General features: G+C 73.3%; 15 protein-coding genes and 1 pseudogene. 7 read left to right on the top strand and 9 right to left on the bottom strand.

Going from position 1 to position 17,338, the window contains the following annotated elements; genetic code table 11:
• Nucleotides 1–23: 23 nt before the first annotated feature.
• Nucleotides 24–1,838 carry an efflux RND transporter periplasmic adaptor subunit gene (locus ACIHAD_RS16755; RefSeq protein ID WP_397355337.1) on the bottom strand — a complete coding sequence of 605 codons (1,815 nt, stop codon included), beginning with the start codon at nt 1,836–1,838 and terminating at the stop codon, nt 24–26.
• A gap of 176 nt (nt 1,839–2,014) precedes the next feature.
• Between ACIHAD_RS16755 and ACIHAD_RS16750 the strand changes: the two genes are divergently transcribed.
• Genes ACIHAD_RS16750 through ACIHAD_RS16725 form a run of 6 tightly spaced genes read left to right on the top strand, consistent with a single transcriptional unit; the run spans nt 2,015 to nt 7,810 of the window.
• Nucleotides 2,015–3,115, top strand: a complete 1,101-nt coding sequence (locus tag ACIHAD_RS16750; RefSeq protein ID WP_397355336.1) for an efflux RND transporter periplasmic adaptor subunit — start codon at nt 2,015–2,017, stop codon at nt 3,113–3,115.
• On the top strand, nt 3,112–3,867 hold the full coding sequence (locus ACIHAD_RS16745; RefSeq protein ID WP_397355334.1) for an ABC transporter ATP-binding protein: 756 nt from the start codon (nt 3,112–3,114) through the stop codon (nt 3,865–3,867). The genes ACIHAD_RS16750 and ACIHAD_RS16745 overlap by 4 nt, the downstream gene beginning before the upstream one ends.
• Nucleotides 3,854–5,110: an ABC transporter permease gene (locus ACIHAD_RS16740; protein ID WP_397355333.1), complete on the top strand. Its 1,257-nt coding sequence runs from the start codon at nt 3,854–3,856 to the stop codon at nt 5,108–5,110. The genes ACIHAD_RS16745 and ACIHAD_RS16740 overlap by 14 nt, the downstream gene beginning before the upstream one ends.
• 23 nt (nt 5,111–5,133) lie before the next feature.
• Complete coding sequence (locus ACIHAD_RS16735; protein WP_397355332.1) at nt 5,134–5,667, top strand: hypothetical protein; 534 nt, start codon at nt 5,134–5,136, stop codon at nt 5,665–5,667.
• A complete protein-coding gene (locus tag ACIHAD_RS16730) occupies nt 5,664–6,356 on the top strand; it encodes a response regulator transcription factor (protein WP_397355331.1) in 693 nt (230 codons plus the stop codon). The genes ACIHAD_RS16735 and ACIHAD_RS16730 overlap by 4 nt, the downstream gene beginning before the upstream one ends.
• Nucleotides 6,353–7,810 carry an ATP-binding protein gene (locus ACIHAD_RS16725; protein WP_397355330.1) on the top strand — a complete coding sequence of 486 codons (1,458 nt, stop codon included), beginning with the start codon at nt 6,353–6,355 and terminating at the stop codon, nt 7,808–7,810. Before ACIHAD_RS16730 ends, ACIHAD_RS16725 begins: the two co-directional genes overlap by 4 nt.
• A gap of 113 nt (nt 7,811–7,923) precedes the next feature.
• On the opposite strand, the gene ACIHAD_RS16720 is transcribed toward ACIHAD_RS16725, so the two are convergent.
• On the bottom strand, nt 7,924–9,303 hold the full coding sequence (locus ACIHAD_RS16720; RefSeq protein ID WP_397355329.1) for an FG-GAP and VCBS repeat-containing protein: 1,380 nt from the start codon (nt 9,301–9,303) through the stop codon (nt 7,924–7,926).
• 136 nt (nt 9,304–9,439) lie between these two features.
• Between ACIHAD_RS16720 and ACIHAD_RS16715 the strand changes: the two genes are divergently transcribed.
• Nucleotides 9,440–10,669, top strand: coding sequence for a cytochrome P450 (locus ACIHAD_RS16715; protein WP_397355328.1), 1,230 nt, complete (start codon nt 9,440–9,442; stop codon nt 10,667–10,669).
• Here ACIHAD_RS16715 and ACIHAD_RS16710 read toward each other — a convergent pair.
• The 7 genes and pseudogenes from ACIHAD_RS16710 to ACIHAD_RS16680 form a co-directional block, all read right to left on the bottom strand.
• Complete coding sequence (locus ACIHAD_RS16710; protein WP_397355327.1) at nt 10,659–12,065, bottom strand: MFS transporter; 1,407 nt, start codon at nt 12,063–12,065, stop codon at nt 10,659–10,661. The two genes, ACIHAD_RS16715 and ACIHAD_RS16710, sit on opposite strands and share 11 nt — an antisense overlap.
• Nucleotides 12,066–12,121: 56 nt before the next feature.
• A complete protein-coding gene (locus tag ACIHAD_RS16705; protein WP_397355326.1) occupies nt 12,122–12,721 on the bottom strand; it encodes a TetR/AcrR family transcriptional regulator in 600 nt (199 codons plus the stop codon).
• Between the two features lie 67 nt (nt 12,722–12,788).
• Nucleotides 12,789–13,730, bottom strand: a complete 942-nt coding sequence (locus ACIHAD_RS16700) for an urease accessory protein UreD (protein WP_397355325.1) — start codon at nt 13,728–13,730, stop codon at nt 12,789–12,791.
• Nucleotides 13,712–14,392 carry an urease accessory protein UreG gene (gene ureG, locus ACIHAD_RS16695; protein ID WP_397355324.1) on the bottom strand — a complete coding sequence of 227 codons (681 nt, stop codon included), beginning with the start codon at nt 14,390–14,392 and terminating at the stop codon, nt 13,712–13,714. Before ureG ends, ACIHAD_RS16700 begins: the two co-directional genes overlap by 19 nt.
• Nucleotides 14,393–14,408: 16 nt before the next feature.
• Nucleotides 14,409–15,080: an urease accessory protein UreF gene (locus ACIHAD_RS16690; RefSeq protein ID WP_397355323.1), complete on the bottom strand. Its 672-nt coding sequence runs from the start codon at nt 15,078–15,080 to the stop codon at nt 14,409–14,411.
• A complete protein-coding gene (gene ureC, locus ACIHAD_RS16685; RefSeq protein WP_397355322.1) occupies nt 15,077–16,801 on the bottom strand; it encodes an urease subunit alpha in 1,725 nt (574 codons plus the stop codon). The genes ACIHAD_RS16690 and ureC overlap by 4 nt, the downstream gene beginning before the upstream one ends.
• 208 nt (nt 16,802–17,009) lie before the next feature.
• A pseudogene (locus ACIHAD_RS16680) lies at nt 17,010–17,315 on the bottom strand (urease subunit beta); the annotation flags it as partial.
• Nucleotides 17,316–17,338: the final 23 nt, after the last annotated feature.

Below are 17,338 nucleotides of genomic sequence, written 5' to 3'. Positions count from 1 at the left end.
CGGCTGGGAGCCGGTGACGGCGGTCAGGCGCCCGGCCAGGTCGCGTCGGGGAACTCGCCGGCGGAGGTGCCGGACATGACGACCTGGTCGCGTTCGCCCAGACCTGAGGTGATCTCGACGTACTGGTCGCCGCGGACGCCGGTGGCGACGACCTTCGCGGCGTCGTGCCCGCCCGAGCGCACGGTGACCACCTGGGCGCCGTCGGAACGGCCGCGGACGGCGGCGGCCGGGACGTAGATCGTGTCCTTGGCCTCGGCGGTCGTCACCGAGACCGTGGCGGTCTGGCCGAGCATGAGGCCCGCGGGCGGCTCGTCGAAGGCCAGGGTGACGGAGTAGCGGACGAGCTGGTTCTCGACGGTGGCGGTGGGGGCGATGGCGGTGACCGTCCCGCCGTGGTGCTCGCCGGGGCGGGTGGCCAGGGTGATGGTGGCCTTCTGGCCGAGTTTGAGGCGGTTGACGTCGGATTCGGTGACCATGGCCTGGACCTGGAGCTCGTTCAGGTTGCCGAGGCTGATGAAGGCGCCGGTGCCTGCCGTGTCGCCGACCGCGCCCGCCACCGACAGGACGGTCCCCGAGGCGGGGGCCACGATGCGGGTGGCGCGTACGGCGTCGGCGGCCTGCTCCAGGGCGGCTTCGGCGCGGTCCACGTTCGCGGCGGCCTGGTCCTCGGTGATCCCGGCCTTGGCGCCGGTGCCGCCGTTCTTGGCGTTCGTGGCGGTGGCGGGGTTCGTGGTGGCGGTCCTGGTGGTGGTGCTCCGGGAGGTCGTGCCGGGGGCGCAGGAGGTGGTGGGGCGGGCGGAGGCCGTCGCGTGCGGCTTGGGCGAGGTCTTGGGGCTCGTGGACGGGGTCGGGGTGGTCGAGGGCCGGGCCGGGGTGGGGGGTTCGGGGGTGGACGAGGTGCCGGGAGTGGACGGGTGGCCGCCTCCGGGGTGGCCGCCGCCGGGCGGGGTCGCCGTCACGGTCACCGTGGCCGTCACGGTGGCGGTGACCGTGGCTGTCACCGTGGGGTCAGGCTCGGGGGTGTCGTCGGTCGGGGTCGGGGTGGGGGTGGGGGTGGGGGGTGGGGGCGGTGTGGCGGTGAGGGGCTTGTTGTGAGCCCGGGGTCCGCTGGGGGTGGGGGACTTGGTGACGGGGGCGTCAGAGGTCGGGGTGGGAGGGATGGTCGGGCCGAGGACGCCCTCGCCCGTGGAGTCCCTGCCGGTGGTCGTGTTCACGGTCGCGTCGGGGCCGGTCGCCGTGCCGGGGGAGGGGGTGGCGGCGGTGCCGGGGGAGGAGGTGGGGCCCGTGCCGCCGGGGCTCGGGGTGGGCTTCGGGGAGACCGACGAGGTGGCGCAGGCAGCGGAGTTCGGCGAGCCGGGGGTGCCGGTGGTGGTCGGGTTCGGTGAACCCGGGTTGCCAGTGGTGGCGGGGTTCGGCGAGCCGGGGTTGCCGGTGGTGGGGGTGCCGCCGGTGCGGGTGGCCGGGGTGGGGGTGCCGGTGGAGGTGGAGGCCGTGCTGAGGGCTTCCTGGGCGGCGGCCAGGTCGGCCTTGGCGGCCGCGTACGCCTCCCGCGCCCCCCGCCCGTCGATCCTGGCCAGCACCTGGCCCTTGGTCACCTTGGTCCCGACCTTGACGGACACCTTGGTCAGCGGGCCGGACGAGCCGAACGCCAGGTCCCGCCGGGCCCCGTCCACGGTGTTGCCGGCGGCGCTGACCAGGGCCGTGACCGGGCCCCGCTGAGCGGCGGCGAGCCGTACCCGGACGGCGGGAGGGGCGTCGTCGCGGAGTGCCAGCGCCAGGCCCGACCCGGCGACGAGCACGGCCAGGGCGAGCCCGCCCAGCGCGATAGTCGGTCTCATGGCCGCCCATCCTGGCCGACCAGGTTCGCGGCAGCCTGCGAGCAGCCTGAGAGTTCCCTGTGTGACCCGGCGCGGGCCCAGGTTGTCAGCGAACGTTCAGCTACGTCACGGCTGCGGCGCAGGCTGGTGTGCAAGGGTCACCGGCTGTGAAGGTGTCGACAAGGCGCAGAGCGCTGATGACCAACGGAGCACTGGGCGTGCTCCTGCTGGGCGGTGCCGCGCTCGCCTACGTCCAGCTCGGCACGGACCGCGCTGCGGGCGAGACGGCCGTGCGCACGGTGAGCGCGAGCCGCGGCTCGGTGACCGCGTCGGTGTCCGCGTCGGGCGCGGTGGCCAGTTCCAAGACCAGGGCCCTGTCGTTCGGCACGAGCGGCACGGTCGAGCGGATCTACGTCAAGGCCGGGGACAAGGTCGACAAGGGCGACATCCTGGCCAGGCTCGACGACTCCGCGGCCCAGGAGAGCCTGTCGGCGGCCAAGGCCACGTACCGGAGCGCGATCGACGAGGGCACCGGCACGGCCGCCCTGTACGCCTCCTACGTCAAGGCGCGCAACGCCTACCGCGAGGCCGAGCGCACGGTCGCGGCCACCGTCCTGCGGGCGCCGTTCAAGGGCACGGTCACGGCGGTGAACGGATCCGTCGGAGGCACCGCCTCCGGCTCGGGCGGAAGCGGAAGCGGGAGCGGGAGCGGCCAGAGCCAGTCCCAGGGCCAGTCCCAGAGCGGCGGCACGGGCTCGGGCGGGTTCGTCGACCTGGCCGACACCGGACGGCTCCAGCTCGTGGGCACCTTCACCGAGTCCGACGTCGGCAAGCTCAAGCAGGGCCAGAAGGCCACCGTCACCTTCGACGCCCTGCCGGGGGTGACCGCGGACGGCAAGGTCACCCAGATCCAGCCCGTCGCCTCCACCAGCAACAACGTCGTCCAGTACCCGGTCACGGTCACCTTCGCCAAGGTCCCGGCCCAGGTCAGGCTGGGCCAGACCGCCACCGTCCAGGTCGTCGTCGGCAAGGCGGACGACGTCGTCACCGTCCCCTCCACCGCGGTCTCCACCAGCGGCGGCCAGACCACGGTCACCCTGCTCAGGGGGGACGGCAGCCAGGTCAGGACCCCGGTCGAGGTCGGCGTCCAGGGCACGGCGCTCACCGAGATCAGGTCGGGGGTGTCCGAGGGCGACCGGCTCGTGCCTCCGGTGACCGGTACGCAGGGCAACAACCAGCGCGGCGGGTTCGGCGGCGGCGGGTTCCCCGGCGGCGGCGTGCCGGGAGGCGGGCGATGACGGCCCCGGCCACCGCGACGGCGGCCCCGGTCCTGCGGGTGAAGAACCTCGTCAAGGAGTACGGCCAGGGCGACGCCAAGGTCCACGCCCTGCGCGGCATCAGCCTGGACGTCGAGCGCGGCGACTACGTCGCCATCATGGGCGCCTCCGGCTCCGGCAAGTCCACCCTGATGAACATCCTCGGCTGCCTCGACGTGCCCACCTCGGGCACCTACCAGATCGACGGCGCGGACGTGGGACGGCTGGCCGAGCGCCAGCTCGCGATCCTGCGCAACCGCAGGGTGGGGTTCGTCTTCCAGTCCTTCAACCTGATCCCGCGCATGAGCGCGCTGGCCAACGTCGAGCTGCCGCTGGTGTACGGCGGCGTCGGCCCGGCCGAGCGGCGCTCACGCGCCCTGGCCGCGCTGGAGCAGGTCGGGCTGACCGACCGCGTGCGCCACGAGCCGAACCAGCTCTCCGGCGGCCAGCAGCAGCGCGTGGCCGTGGCCAGGGCGCTGGTGACCGCGCCCGCGCTGCTGCTGGCCGACGAGCCCACCGGCAACCTGGACACCGCCTCCACCCGCGACGTGCTGCAGATCCTCGACCGGCTCAGCGAGTCGGGCCGCACGATCGTGCTCATCACCCACGAGGACGACGTGGCCGCGCACGCCAAACGGGTGATCCGGCTGGTGGACGGTGAGATCGTGGAGGACCGCCGCCAGGCGCCGGTCGACGGACAGCCCCCGAGGACGGCGGCCAGTGAACCAGCTTGAGATCCTCCGCTTCGCGCTGCGCGGCCTGCTGGCCAACAAGATGCGCAGCGCCCTGACCACGCTGGGCATCCTCATCGGCGTCGCCGCGGTCATCCTGCTGGTGGCGGTCGGCGAGGGCTCCTCGCAGAGCATCCAGAAGAACATCCAGCGCCTCGGCGCCAACACGCTGACGATCTCCCCGTCCTTCTCGGGCGGGGGCGGCGGGGGCGGCTTCGGCGGGCGCGCGCCGGGCGGCGGCGGCAACACCGGGCCGCGCACCCAGGCCAGGCAGCTCAGCCTGGCCGACGCCAAGGCGCTGACCGACCGGACGCTCGCGCCGTCGGTCAGGTCCGTCTCGCCGGTGGTCAACGCCTCCTCCTCCACCGCCGCGTACGGCGCCGCCAGTCACACGATCGCGCAGTTCGTCGGCACCTACCCCAGCTACTTCGAGGCCATGAACAAGCCCGTGGCCAAGGGCACGTACTTCTTCAACGACGACGTGCTGGCCGCCAGGAAGGTCGTCGTGCTCGGGCAGACGGTGGTGGAGGAGCTGTTCGGCACGGTGGACCCGATCGGCCGGCAGGTCAGCGTGTCCGGGGTGCCGTTCACGGTGGTGGGCGTGCTCAAGGAGAGCGGCTCCACCGGCATGCAGGACGCCGACGACGTGGCGGTCGCGCCGCTGCCGGCCGTGCAGCAGAGCCTGAGCGGGTTCGGCTCGCTCGGCTCGATCGTCGTGCAGGCCACCGGCGCGGAGGCCACCACGGCGGCCCAGTCGGAGGTGACCGCCATCCTCAACCAGCGGCACGGCATCACCGACGGCAACCCCGACTACCGGGTACTCAACCAGGCCACGCTTCAGGAGACGGTGAGCGAGGCGACCGGCACCTTCACCGTGCTGCTCGGGGCGGTGGCGGCGATCTCGCTGCTGGTGGGCGGCATCGGCATCACCAACATCATGCTGGTCACCGTGACCGAGCGGACCCGCGAGATCGGCATCCGCAAGGCGATCGGCGCGCCGCGCGGCGCGATCCTGGGCCAGTTCCTGATGGAGGCCACGCTGCTCAGCCTGGTCGGCGGGCTGCTGGGGGTGCTGGTGGCCTTCCTCGGCACCAGGTTCACCGTGGCCGGCATCGAGCCGGTCCTCGTGCCGTCGTCCGTCGCGCTGGCGCTGGGCGTGTCGGTGGGGATCGGGCTGTTCTTCGGCAGTTATCCCGCCAACAGGGCGGCCAAGCTCCGGCCGATCCAGGCCCTGCGGCATGAGTAGGCGGCATGAGTAAGGAGAATGACATGGACAGGCTCGACTCCTCGCCCTTCCCCGACGACCTGGGGGAGGAGCTCGCCGTCCAGCCGCGCGGGGGCGTCTCGAAGCTGACGCTCGGGCTGACCGCCGGCGTCCTGCTGGTGGCGGGCGTCCTCATCGGGATCCAGGCGGGCAAGCTGTTCGGCACGTCCTCCGGCGCGCCGGCCGCCGCGCAGCTCCAACGTCCGAACGGCCAGTTCTCCGGCGGCGGCTACGGCCAGCGCGGCAACGGCGGCCAGCCCGGCGGCGGCCAGAACGGCGGCTTGGGGCAGCGCGTGGGCGGCGGCACGGTCGGCACCGTCGAGAAGGTCGACGGCGACAAGGTCTACCTCAAGACCATGGACGGCTCCACGGTGACGGTCACCACCAGCGACCAGACCACGGTCCAGATCTCCAAGCCCGGCAAGGTCGCCGACCTGGCCGCCGGCACCACGGTCGTGGTGCGCGGGCAGCAGTCCGGCGACGGCTCGGTCACCGCGACCACGATCACGCAGGGCACGCAGGGAGGGGGCCCGCGATGAGCGAACCCGAGGCCAGGCTGCTGGTGGTCGACGACGAACCCAACATCAGGGAGCTGTTCTCGGCCAGCCTGCGCATGGCCGGGTTCGAGGTGCTGACCGCCGCCGACGGGCGGGAGGCGCTGCGGGTGGCCGAGGAGAGCACGCCCGACCTGGTGATGCTCGACGTGATGCTGCCCGACATCGACGGCCTGGCGGTCGCGGGAAGGCTGCGGTCCCGCGGCCGCCGGGTCCCGGTGCTGTTCGTCACCGCCAAGGACGCGCCGGAGGACCGGATCGCGGGCCTCGGCCTCGGCGAGGACTACGTGACCAAGCCGTTCAGCCTGGAGGAGGTCATCGCCCGGATCCGGGCGGTGCTGCGCAGGACCCGCAGGGGCGCGCCGCCGCCCAACCGGCTGAGCGTCGCCGACCTGGAGCTGGACGAGGAGAGCCACGAGGTCTGGCGCGACGGCATCCCGGTGCGGCTGTCGCCGACGGAGTTCCGGCTGCTGCGGTACTTCATGCTGAACGTCGGCCGGGTGCTGTCCAAGACGCAGATCCTCGACCACGTCTGGAACGGCGACTGGCGCACCGACGTGGGCCTGGTCGAGTCGTACGTGTCCTACCTGCGCCGCAAGATCGACAACGGCGACCGGAAGTACCTGCACACGCTGCGCGGGGTCGGCTACATCCTGCGCCCGCCCCGCATATGAGGAAGCACCTCGCCCGAGCGCCGCTCTGGCTGCGCCTGGTCTCGGCGACGCTGCTGCTGGTCACCCTCGCCATCACGCTGACCGGCCTGTTCGCCGTGCGGCTGCTGCGCGGGTACCTGGTCGAGCGGGTGGACCGGCAACTGGTGGCGGCCGGCGCGCCGCGCGACATGCCGCCGCCGCCCGAGTCGTGGCCGGCCGGGCGGCAGCCGCAGCGCTTCTTCGGGCTGTTCCACTCGGTGCTGGTGGACGCGGGCGGCACCACCGTACGGGTGATGAGCGAGTCCACCGAGGAGCACACGCCCAGGCTGCCCCGGCTGACCGGCGCGGACGTCGCCGCGCGCGGCGGGCGGCCGTTCACCGTCGAGTCGATCGCGCCCGGCGGGCCCGACTGGCGGGTGGTCGCCGTGCCCGGCCGCGACGGCGGCAGCCGGGTGATCGCCATCAGCCTCGGCGACGTCGAGGGCACGGTACGCCGGCTCGCCCTCATCGTGGCTTCCGCCGGCGGCGGCACGCTGGTCGTGCTGGGCGTCGCCTGCTACTGGCTGGTCCGGCGGAGCCTGCGCCCGCTGCGCGAGATCGGCCGCACCGCCAAGGACATCGCGGGCGGCGACCTGTCGCGCCGGGTGCCGATGTGGGCGAGCACCACCGAGGTGGGCAAGCTCGGCCGTTCGCTCAACGGCATGCTCGCCCAGATCGAGTCGGCCGTGCGCGAGCGGGAGGCGGCGGCGGAGTCGGCGCGCGCGTCGGCCACGGCGGCGCGGCGTTCGGAGGAGGTCATGCGCCGGTTCATGGCCGACGCCTCGCACGAGCTGCGCACGCCGCTGACCTCGATCAGGGGGTTCGCCGAGCTGTTCCGGCTGGGCGAGGAGAAGGACCTGGCCGAGGCCGTACGGCTGCTGAGCCGGATCGAGGGGCAGGCCGCGCGCATGGGGCTGCTGGTGGAGGACATGCTGCTGCTGGCCAGGCTGGACCAGCGCCGGGAGCTGGCGCGGCGGCCGGTGGACCTGCTCAGCCTGGCCGCGACCACGGTGATCGACGCCCAGACGCTCGCCCCGGACCGGCGGATCGAGCTGGTCCGCCTGGACGGCGGCGAGGGCGAGGTGCTGGTGACCGGCGACGAGTCGCGGCTGGGCCAGGTGCTCGGGAACCTGGTGAGCAACGCGTTGCAGCACACGCCGCCGGGGACGCCGTTCGAGGTGCGCGTCGGCGTGGACGGCGAGCGGGCCGTGGTGGAGGTGGCCGACGAGGGGCCGGGGTTCCCGCCGGAGGTGGCCGAGCGGGTGTTCGAGCGCTTCTACCGGGCCGATCCGGCGCGCGGGGCGGGCGGGGCCGGGCTGGGGCTGTCGATCGCGGCGACGCTGGTGGAGGCGCACGGCGGCGTCATCATGGCGGAGGGGGAGCCGGGCAAGGGCGCCCTGTTCCGCGTGCTCCTGCCGCCCGCGCCCCGGAAGTAGGCCGGGCCTGTCCGCCGCCGGATCGCCGCCGGATCGCCGCCGGGCCGCCGCCGCCGGGCCGCCGCCGCCGGGCCGCCGCCGCCGGGCCCGGCTCGGCCTGCGTCGCCCGAGGGTCAGCCGAAGGTGTAGCCGTACAGGCCGGTGCCCTGGGAGACCTGGCGCAGCGGGCCCAGGCGCAGGCCGGTCTCGCGGATGCCGGGGGCGTACATGACCAGGCCCTGGTCGGGGGCGGCGACCAGCAGCCCGTCCAGGGGACGCCCGGCGGTCAGCGTGCGGTGGCGGCCGCCCCCGCCGGGCAGCACGGCCAGCGAGGCGCCGAAGTCGCGCCCCTTGCCCTTGATCAGCAGGTTCCCCGCCCGCGTCAGCCCGCCCGACGCGCGCCCCTGGAGCACCTGGACGGCGTGCTCGCCGGGTACGCCGATGGCCAGCTCGTCCTTGCCGTCGCCGGTGAAGTCCCCGGCGGCCAGCGCCGCGCCGAACCGGTCGTAGTAGCGCGGCTCGCCCTTCAGCGAGCGCTGCGACCACGCCTCGCTCCCGTGGGTGCGCAGGCCGGCGCGCGAGCCGTACAGGACGTCCACGGTGCCGTCGCCGTAGTCCATGGCCCGCTGGTTCGCGCTGAGGCCCTCGCCGGGGACGCCGATCGCCAGGTCGTCGCGGCCGTCGCCGTTGAAGTCGCCGGTGGCCAGGGCCGCGCCGAAGGCGTCCCATTTCTCCGAGGCGCCGGCGATGCCGGGCGAGCTCTGCGTGAGCAGCCGGGCCCGGCGGGCGCGCGGGTCGAGCACGGTCACCGACCCCTGGCCGTCCAGGCGCACGCTGTCGGCGGGCGCGCCGACCGCCAGCTCGTCGCGGCCGTCGCCGTCGAAGTCGCCGGCCGCCAGCGCCGCGCCCCACTGGTCGGTGACGTTCGCCGCCTGCCGCACCCACGACGTCTTCTGGCTGACCCGGTACGTCCCCCGCCCCTTCATCCCGAAGACGGTGACCGCCCCGCCCGAGGCGTGGCTGGGCGAGCCCACGGCCAGCTCGTCGCGGCCGTCGCCGTCGAAGTCGCCGGCCGCCAGCGCCGCGCCGAACCGGTCGCTGCCCCGCCCGGCCGGCGCCAGCTCCCGGCCTGCGACCAGGCCGCCGGGGGAGCCGTCGAAGATCTGCACGACCCCGTTGCCGTCCGCGCCGGGCACCCGCGCCCCGTCGAACTCCTCCGACACCCCGACCGCCAGGTCGGCGCAGCGGTCGCCGTCGAAGTCGCCGACGGCCAGCGCGGAGCCGAAGGCGTCCCCGGGTTCCGCGCCGGGCCGGGTGAGCTTGACGGTCCGGCCCGATCCGTACATGACGGTGACCGAACCGGCCCTGGAGTCGTCGTAGGGGGCGGCGACGGCGATGTCGGCGCGGCCGTCGCCGTCGAAGTCGAGAGGGTGCCCGCCGCACGCGGGCGCGGCGGCCTGTACGGCACCGGACACGAGGGGGGCGACCAGGCAGACGGCGAGCAACGCGTTCATACGGACAGTCATCTCCGTCCAGGTCGAACCCGGACTTAACGCCACGAGAACGGGCCAGGAGGGCACGATGCACATCCGCTTCGGAGGGGACTTTCGGCCCGTCCGCCGGGGAGCGGGAGCGTGCCAGGATAGACGGGTGGACATCGACCTCGCTGATCTGGACTTCTGGCGCAAACCGCTCAAAGAGCGGAATGAGGCATTCGCCCGGCTCCGGCAACTGGAGCACCCGGTGTTCTTCCCGGAGAAGAAAGTGCCCTTCCTCCGCTCCGGCAAGGGCTTCTACGCCCTGGTCCGGCACGCGGACGTGGTCGAGGCCAGCCGCAACGCCAAGATCTTCTCCAGCGAGCCCGCCGTGACCAACCCCGAGCCGCCGGGCTGGGTCAAGCAGGTGTTCGGCGAGTCCATGGTCAACATGGACGACCCCCGCCACGCCCGCCTGCGCCGCATCGTGACGCGCTCGTTCAGCCCGAAGATGCTGGCGGGGCTCCAGGGCGACATCGAGGCCGCCTGCGCCCGCATCGTCGACGACGTCGTCAAGGAGGGCCCGCGCGACTTCGTCCCGCAGGTGGCCGCCAAGCTCCCCATCCACGTCATCTGCGACATGCTGGACATCCCGCAAGAGCTGCGCGCCAAGGTCCACCAGCACGTCGACATCTCCACCGCCTACACCGGCGTGCGCCCCAGCCTGGCCCGCAGCGTCCAGATGGCCGGCCAGAACATGCTGGCTCTGCTGGCTTTGCAGCGCATGGTCATCAAGCTCGGCCACGAGCGCGTCGCCGAGCCCAAGGGCGACCTGGTCTCGCTCCTGGTCAACGCCAACCCCGACGGCGAGAAGCTGACCGACAAGGAGCTCGGCTCGTTCTTCTCGCTGCTGCTGGTGGCGGGCAACGAGACCGCCCGCAACACCATGGCCCACGGCATCCGGCTGCTGACCGAGAACCCGGCCCAGCGCGAGCTGCTGACCTCCGACTTCGACGCCCACATCAACGGCGCGATCGAGGAGATGGTCCGCCACGTCTCGCCCATCATGCAGTTCCGCCGCACGGTCACCGAGGACTACACGCTGCGCGGGCTGGAACTGAAGCAGGGCGACAAGGTCGTGCTGTTCTACGGCTCGGCCAACCGCGACGAGTCGGTCTTCCCCGCCCCCGACACCTTCGACATCACCCGCGACACCAAGCCCCACGTCGGGTTCGGCGGGCCGGGCCCGCACTTCTGCCTCGGCGCCAACCTGGCCAGGCAGGAGATGCGCACGATGTTCAGGGAGCTGCTGACCCGGCTGCCCGACGTCCGCTCGGTGGGCGAGCCCGACCTGCTGCTGTCCAACTTCGACAACAGCGTGCGCAGCCAGGCGTTCACGTACTGACGGCTTCGGGCTCTCCGGCCAGCACGTTCGTCCTGATGGTGAAGAAGGTGATGACCGCGGCGACCGCCATCATGACGGCGCTGATCAGCATGGCCGCCCGGAACCCGGCGTTGAACACCGGCGGGTTCTGGAACGCGTCGCCGACCAGGCCGACCAGCGGCGGCACGGCGGCCACCGCCAGCAGGCTCCCGGTGCGGGCCACGGCGTTGTTGACGCCGCTGGCCGTGCCGGCGTAGCGCTCGTCGGCGGTGGCCAGCACCGTCGCGGTCAGCGGCGCGACCGCCGCCGACAGGCCGAGCCCGAAGACGGTCACCGCGGGCAGCACCAGCAGCGGGTAGGAGGCGTGCGGGCCGATCATGCTCATCAGCACGAACCCGGCCCCCGCCAGCAGGATGCCGATCGTCATCGGCCAGCGCGGCCCGAACCGCCGGGCCGTCTCCCCGGCCCGCGACGACAGCAGCATCATGAGGATCGTGGTCGGCAACATCGCCAGCCCCGCCGCGATCGGCGAGAACCCGGAGACCACCTGGAGCTGGATCACCAGCAGGAAGAACACCACGCCCATGGCGGCGTACATGATGAGCGTGACGACGTTCACCGCCGTGAAGACGTGGTTCTTGAAGATGGCGACCGGCACCAGCGCCTGCGGCGACCTGCGCCGCTCGGTCACCACGAACGCCGCCCCCAGCAGCACCCCTGCGATCAGCGGCACGGGCGCGCCCTTCTCGATCAGCCCGTACGTGATCCCGGCCAGCGCCAGCGCGGCCAGCAGCGACCCCAGCACGTCGAAGCGCCCGGCCGCCTCCTCGTCACGGCTCTCCGGCACGTGCCGCAGCGTCACCAGCACCACGAGCACCGCGAACGGCAGGTTGATCAGGAACGCCCACCGCCAGCCCGCCGTCTGCACCAGCCAGCCGCCGAGCAGCGGACCGATCGCGCTGGCCACGCCGCCCAGCCCGGACCAGACGCCGACGGCCCGCGGCCGGTCCTCCTTGACGAACGACGCCTGGATGATGGCCAGCGACCCCGGGGTGAGCAGCGCGCCGCCGACGCCCTGCAACGCGCGCGCCCCCACCAGGAACTCGATGTTCGGCGACAGGCCGCACAACGCCGAGGCCACGGCGAACCACACCGTGCCGATGAGGAAGATCTTGCGGCGCCCGTAGCGGTCGCCCAGCGACCCGCCCAGCAGGATCAGGCCCGCCAGGGTGAGGGTGTAGGCGTTGACGGTCCACTGCAGGCCGTCCATGGCCGCGTGCAGCTCCTTGCCGAGGAACGGCAGCGCGACGTTGACGACGGTGCTGTCGAGCAGGGCCAGCCCGGACCCGAGCACGGTCGCGCCCAGGATCCACCGCCCCCGCGCCGACTTGACCTGGACGTGACCGTTCTGTCCCATCCGACAATCTTGTCACCGGTCCCGGCGGCCTCCGGCGGCCACCCCGGAGTTCGGCCCTAAGAGCGCGCCCCGAGGGCCCGGAGCACGAACCCCGACACCGCCCGCTCGGCCGTCTCGACCGTGACCTCGCCGCTGATCAGCGGCACCCGCTCGGCCCCGATGACGGCCAGCACCATGCGCGCCGTCGCCCCCACCTCGGGCACCTGGAAGTCGCCCGACCGCACACCGTCGTCGAGGATCTCCACCAGCACCCGCTGCATGGGCGCGACATGCTCGGCGAGCTGCTGGTAGGCGTCGGGCCCGAGCGCCGCGCCGAGGTCGGCCGCGCCCGGGTGGGGATGGGCGAGCAGCCCCGCGAGCTGGAGCCGGACGAAGGCCCGCAACCGGTCGGCGGGTGAGGCCCCCTCGGGCAGCTCCCGCTCGTAGCTCTCGATGAAGTAGCTGGTCACGCGCTCGGTGAAGGCCAGCAGCAGGGCGGCCTTGTCGGGGAAGTAGTTGTACAGGACCGTGCGGGTGATGCCGGCCTCGTGGGCCACGTCCGTCAGGGAGATGGCGTCGATGCCCTGGGCCCTGGACAGGCGCGAGACGGCCTGCAGGATGCGGTCGCGCGTCTGGGCGCGATGCTCGCCGATCGTGGCGGCCGAGATGCGGGGCATGGGCCCATGGTAGGCCGGATCGCCGCCGGCGCACCCGTGACGGCCCCCGGGAGCCCCTGTTCCGGGCTCAGGGCTTGCGCCGGTCCGGGGCCGGGTCGCCGGTGACGGCGCGCCGGGCGAGGTCCCACAGGCGTTCCAGGACGGCGAGGACGGGCGGCGACTCCGGGCCGAGCACCCTCGCCCAGGCGCCCGCCCCGTTGGGCAGCGTGCTGGCCCCGCCCGCGAGCCCGCTGCCCGCCGCCGTCTCGTGCAGCGCCCCGGCCAGCTCGTCCGCGGGCACGGCGGAGGTGATCACGTACAGGGTGGACAGGACGCCGTGCTCGCCGAACATCGCCGGGCCGGTGACCGGGGCGCGGGCGGGCACGAGCCTGATCGGGTCGGCGAACAGCAGCCGGCCGCCCGCGTCGTGGACGTCCAGGTCGTTGCAGTACGCGGTGTAGGCGTGCCGCTCGCCCCGGGCCAGCCGCCCGGCCAGCACGGTCTCGCCGAGGATCACCGTGGCGCCGGGCCCGGCGTTCACCAGGGTGCGCTGGTAGAAGCGGGAGCCGGCGAAGGGGATGACCGGGTCCGGCAGGTACTCCAGGTAGCCGTCCGGCCCCACGGCGAGCGAGACGAGCTGGGTGGCGTAGTCCTGCTCCATCCGGTAGAGCTTGGTGGCCGCCTGCGTGGTGACGTGCACGGACGCGCCCGCGCCGCAGGTCACGTCGAGCCGGTAGCGGTCGCCCTGGAGCACCCCGCCGCCGGTGGACATCACCATCACGTACGGCAGGTCCGGCCGGGCCGGGTCGTAGTAGTGCGGCCGCATGATCTGCAGCGGCGCCTTCTGGAAGTGGCCGGTCAGCTCGGTGCGCCCGCCGCGCCGCTCGAACGCCAGGTCCAGCACGCCGACCTTGCCGGGGCTGCCGACCGGCAGGGTGTCGGGCACGTCGGCGTGCCGGGCCACGTCCGCCGGGACGGAGTCGATCGTGTAGTGGCCGGCGGCCAGCCGGTCTACCGGGCCGGCGAGCATGCCGGCGCGCCGCTGAGGACGAAGTCGGCCACCTCGGCCACGCCGGTGCCCCGCAGGGCGTCGGTGAGGACGACCGGCCGCCCGTCGCGGACCCGGTCGGCGTCGCGGGCCATCACCTCCAGGTCGGCCCGCACGTACGGCGCGATGTCGATCTTGTTGATGACCAGCAGGTCCGAGTCGGTGATGCCGGGCCCCCGCTTGCGCGGCATCTTGTCCCCCTCGCCGGTGTCCAGGACGAAGACGTAGACGTCGGCCAGGACGGGGCTGAAGGTGAGGGTCAGGTTGTCGCCGCCGCTCTCGAACAGCAGCGTGTCGATGTCGGGGAAGCGCTCCAGCAGCTCGGCCCCGGCGGCCAGGTTCATCGTCGGGTCGTCGCGCACGGCGGTGTGCGGGCAGGAGCCGGTCTCGACGCCCACGACCCGCGCGGGGTCCAGCACGCCGTCGAGGGTGCGCCGGACGTGCTGGGCGTCCTCCTGGGTGTAGATGTCGTTGGTGACGACGGCCACGTCGCGTCCCCGTTCGAGCAGGACGGGCACCAGCGCCTCGATGAGGGCGGTCTTGCCCGAGCCGACCGGGCCGCCGATGCCGATCTTGAAGACCTGCTCCATGGCGGTGCTCGCGGGCGGGTTCACGGTGGGGTGCGGGTGGTGGTGGTGATGCATGTGGACGCTCTCTTTCTCAGGTGGTGAAGAGCCGGGCCTCGGCCCGTTCGTGGGCGGCGCTCATCGTGTCCGCGAGCGGGGTGGCGGCGTGCAGGTCGAGCGGGCCGCGGGCGTCCAGGGCGTGCGCGGCGGCCCGTCCGATCGCGCCGGCCGCGCCGTACAGGGTGGCCTGGGCCTGCCGGAAGTCCAGCCGGCGCAGCCGTACGGCGGCGCTGACCCAGCTCGCGGCGAAGGCGTACAGGTCGCCGGTCACCGCGTCGGCCTCCCGGACGCCGAGCCCGGCGTAGGCCGTGCCCAGCACGACGGCGTGGTTGCCCGGCGTGGCCCTGGCGTCGACCAGCTCCGACAGGCGGGCCAGTTCCGGCGTCGCGAAGACCAGCGCGGCCGTGCGCAGGACCTGGTTGCCGGTCCTGGTGGCGGCGGCCCGGATCTCCCGGCCGAGCTTGACGGCGTGCAGCCGCCGGTCGACCTCGGCCACCGCGTCCCAGTCGCCGGCCGCCACCGCCCGGTGGGTCAGGACCAGGGCGGTGGCGTCGCCCGGCCCCGCCGCGTGCAGCAGCACGTCCTCCAGCAGCGCGGCGACGTCCACCGGCCCGGCCTGCGCGTACGCCTCCAGACCGTGCGAGAGCGTGTACAGGCCGCCGGGGAAGGCCGAGTCGGTGAGCTGGAGCTGGGCGAGCAGGGTCATGCCAGGAAGAACAGGTGGTTCAGCGGCAGCTCCCGGGCCGGTGCGATGGTCGCGTGCTCGCCGTCCACCGTGACCTTGTACGTCTCCGGGTCCACGGTGATCCTCGGCAGGGCGTTGTTGCGGATCATGTGCCGCTTGTCCACCGTCCGGGTGTGGCGGACCTTGGCGATCAGCCGTTGCAGGCCGAGCCGCTCCGGCACCCCGGCGGCGATGGCGGCGTCCGGCAGGAACGTCACGTTGCTCTTGCGCTGCGCCATCCCCATCGCGCCGAACATCGGCCGGTAGTAGACGGGCTGCGGCGTGGGCAGCGAGGCGTTCGGGTCGCCCATCTGCGACCAGTTGATCAGGCCGCCCTTGACCACCAGCGCGGGCTTGGCCGCGAACGACGTGAACGGCCACAGCACGATGTCGGCCAGCTTGCCGTCCTCCAGCGAGCCGACGGTCTCGGCGATGCCGGTCGTACGGGCCGGGTTGATGGTCAGCTTGGCCAGATAGCGCAGCACCCGCGCGTTGTCGTTGCGCTCGGAGTCCTCAGGCAGCCGGCCGCGCTGGTCCTTGCAGTGGTGGGCGGTCTGGAAGGCGCGGGTGAAGGTCTCCCCGATGCGGCCCATCGCCTGGGAGTCGGAGGAGAACATGCTGATCACGCCCATGTCCTGGAGAACGGTCTCGGCCGCGATGGTCTCCACCCGGACCCGGCTGTCGGCGAAGGAGACGTCCTCGGGGATGTCGTGGTTGAGGTGGTGGCAGACCATCACCATGTCGAGCAGCTCGTCCGCCGAGTTGATCGTGTACGGCAGCGTCGGGTTCGTCGAGGACGGCAGCGCGTTCGGTTCGCCGGCGATGCGGATCATGTCCGGCGCGTGCCCGCCGCCCGCGCCCTCGGTGTGGAAGGTGTGGATCGCGCGGCCGTCGATGGCGCTGATCGTGTCCTCCAGGTAGCCGGCCTCGTTGAGGCTGTCGGCGTGCAGCGCCACCTGGATGTCGTACTCGTCGGCGATCCGCAGCGCGCAGTCCACCACCGCCGGGGTGGAACCCCAGTCCTCGTGCACCTTCAGCGCGCACGCCCCGGCCTCGATCTGCTCGGCGAGCGCTGCGGGCAGGCTGCCGTTGCCCTTGGCCATGATGCCGATGTTGACCGGCAGCGCCTCGACGGCCTGCAACATGCGGCCGATGTTCCACGGGCCGGGCGTGCAGGTGGTGCCGCGGGTGCCGTCGGTGGGGCCGGTGCCGCCGCCGATCAGCGTCGTGATGCCGTTGGTGAGCGCGGTCTGGGCCTGCTGGGGCGCGATCAGGTGCACGTGCGGGTCGATGGCCCCCGGGGTGGCGATCATGTGCTCGCCCGCCAGCACCTCGGTCCCCGCGCCGATCACCAGCCGGCGGTCCACGCCGTTCTGGGTGTGCGGGTTGCCCGCCTTGCCGATGCCGACGATCCGGCCGTCCTTGATGCCGATGTCGCCCTTGACGACGCCGAGCACCGGGTCCAGCACGACCGCGTTGGTGATCACCAGGTCGAGCGCGATCGTGGCGTTCTGGGAGCCGGGGTCGGCCGCCATGCCGTCGCGGGCGGTCTTGCCGCCGCCGTAGACGGCCTCGTCGCCGTAGAAGCCGGCCGTGTGGTCCTTCTCGATCTCGATCACCAGGTTGGTGTCGGCCAGCCGGACCCGGTCGCCCACGGTCGGGCCGAACATGGCGACGTACTGCTTGCGGTTCATGGTGCTCATCGGCTCAGGCCTTCTTCTTCCCGGTGGCCGGCTTCTTCGCGGCGGCCTTCTTGGCGGGTGCCTTCCGCGCCGGCTTCTCCTCGCCCGGCGCCTTCCGCGCCGGCTTCTCCTCGCCTGGCGCGCGGACGGCGGCCCCGGGCTCCGGCTGGTCGGCGTACCCCAGCTCGGCCAGGCGGCGCAGGGCGCGCGTACGGCTGTCCCTGGCCCGCAGGCCGCCGTCCACCATGCCCGCGAAGCCGACGACGCGCATGCCGCCGGCGAACTCGACCAGCGTGACCTGGTGCGTGTCACCCGGCTCGATGCGCACGGCGGTGCCGGCCGGGATGTCGAGATGCATGCCGTACGCCTTCTCGCGGTCGAAGCTGAGCGCCCGGTTGGCCTCGAAGAAGTGGAAGTGCGAGCCGACCTGGATGGCCCGGTCGCCGGTGTTGCGCACGGTCAGGGTGACCGTCGCGCGACCGGCGTTGATCTCGATCGGGTCGTCCCCGTACATGATCCGGTCCGTGTCCGTCATGGCGAACCGCTCCTTTCTGGTCG

Source organism: Nonomuraea sp. NPDC052265 (genome assembly GCF_044547985.1).
Classification (GTDB): domain Bacteria; phylum Actinomycetota; class Actinomycetes; order Streptosporangiales; family Streptosporangiaceae; genus Nonomuraea.
The sequence above is the reverse complement of the archived record's forward strand: the minus strand, read 5'-3'. Positions and strand labels throughout refer to the sequence as shown.

Excerpts from the sequence above, each read along its gene's own strand:
- ACIHAD_RS16755 (WP_397355337.1), bottom strand. The coding sequence starts at position 1,838 with ATGAGACCGACTATCGCGCTGGGCGGGCTCGCCCTGGCCGTGCTCGTC.
- ACIHAD_RS16750 (WP_397355336.1), top strand. The coding sequence starts at position 2,015 with ATGACCAACGGAGCACTGGGCGTGCTCCTGCTGGGCGGTGCCGCGCTC.
- ACIHAD_RS16745 (WP_397355334.1), top strand. The coding sequence starts at position 3,112 with ATGACGGCCCCGGCCACCGCGACGGCGGCCCCGGTCCTGCGGGTGAAG.
- ACIHAD_RS16735 (WP_397355332.1), top strand. The coding sequence starts at position 5,134 with ATGGACAGGCTCGACTCCTCGCCCTTCCCCGACGACCTGGGGGAGGAG.
- ACIHAD_RS16730 (WP_397355331.1), top strand. The coding sequence starts at position 5,664 with ATGAGCGAACCCGAGGCCAGGCTGCTGGTGGTCGACGACGAACCCAAC.
- ACIHAD_RS16725 (WP_397355330.1), top strand. The coding sequence starts at position 6,353 with ATGAGGAAGCACCTCGCCCGAGCGCCGCTCTGGCTGCGCCTGGTCTCG.
- ACIHAD_RS16720 (WP_397355329.1), bottom strand. The coding sequence starts at position 9,303 with ATGAACGCGTTGCTCGCCGTCTGCCTGGTCGCCCCCCTCGTGTCCGGT.
- ACIHAD_RS16710 (WP_397355327.1), bottom strand. The coding sequence starts at position 12,065 with ATGGGACAGAACGGTCACGTCCAGGTCAAGTCGGCGCGGGGGCGGTGG.
- ACIHAD_RS16705 (WP_397355326.1), bottom strand. The coding sequence starts at position 12,721 with ATGCCCCGCATCTCGGCCGCCACGATCGGCGAGCATCGCGCCCAGACG.
- ACIHAD_RS16700 (WP_397355325.1), bottom strand. The coding sequence starts at position 13,730 with ATGCTCGCCGGCCCGGTAGACCGGCTGGCCGCCGGCCACTACACGATC.
- ureG (WP_397355324.1), bottom strand. The coding sequence starts at position 14,392 with ATGCATCACCACCACCACCCGCACCCCACCGTGAACCCGCCCGCGAGC.
- ACIHAD_RS16690 (WP_397355323.1), bottom strand. The coding sequence starts at position 15,080 with ATGACCCTGCTCGCCCAGCTCCAGCTCACCGACTCGGCCTTCCCCGGC.
- ureC (WP_397355322.1), bottom strand. The coding sequence starts at position 16,801 with ATGAGCACCATGAACCGCAAGCAGTACGTCGCCATGTTCGGCCCGACC.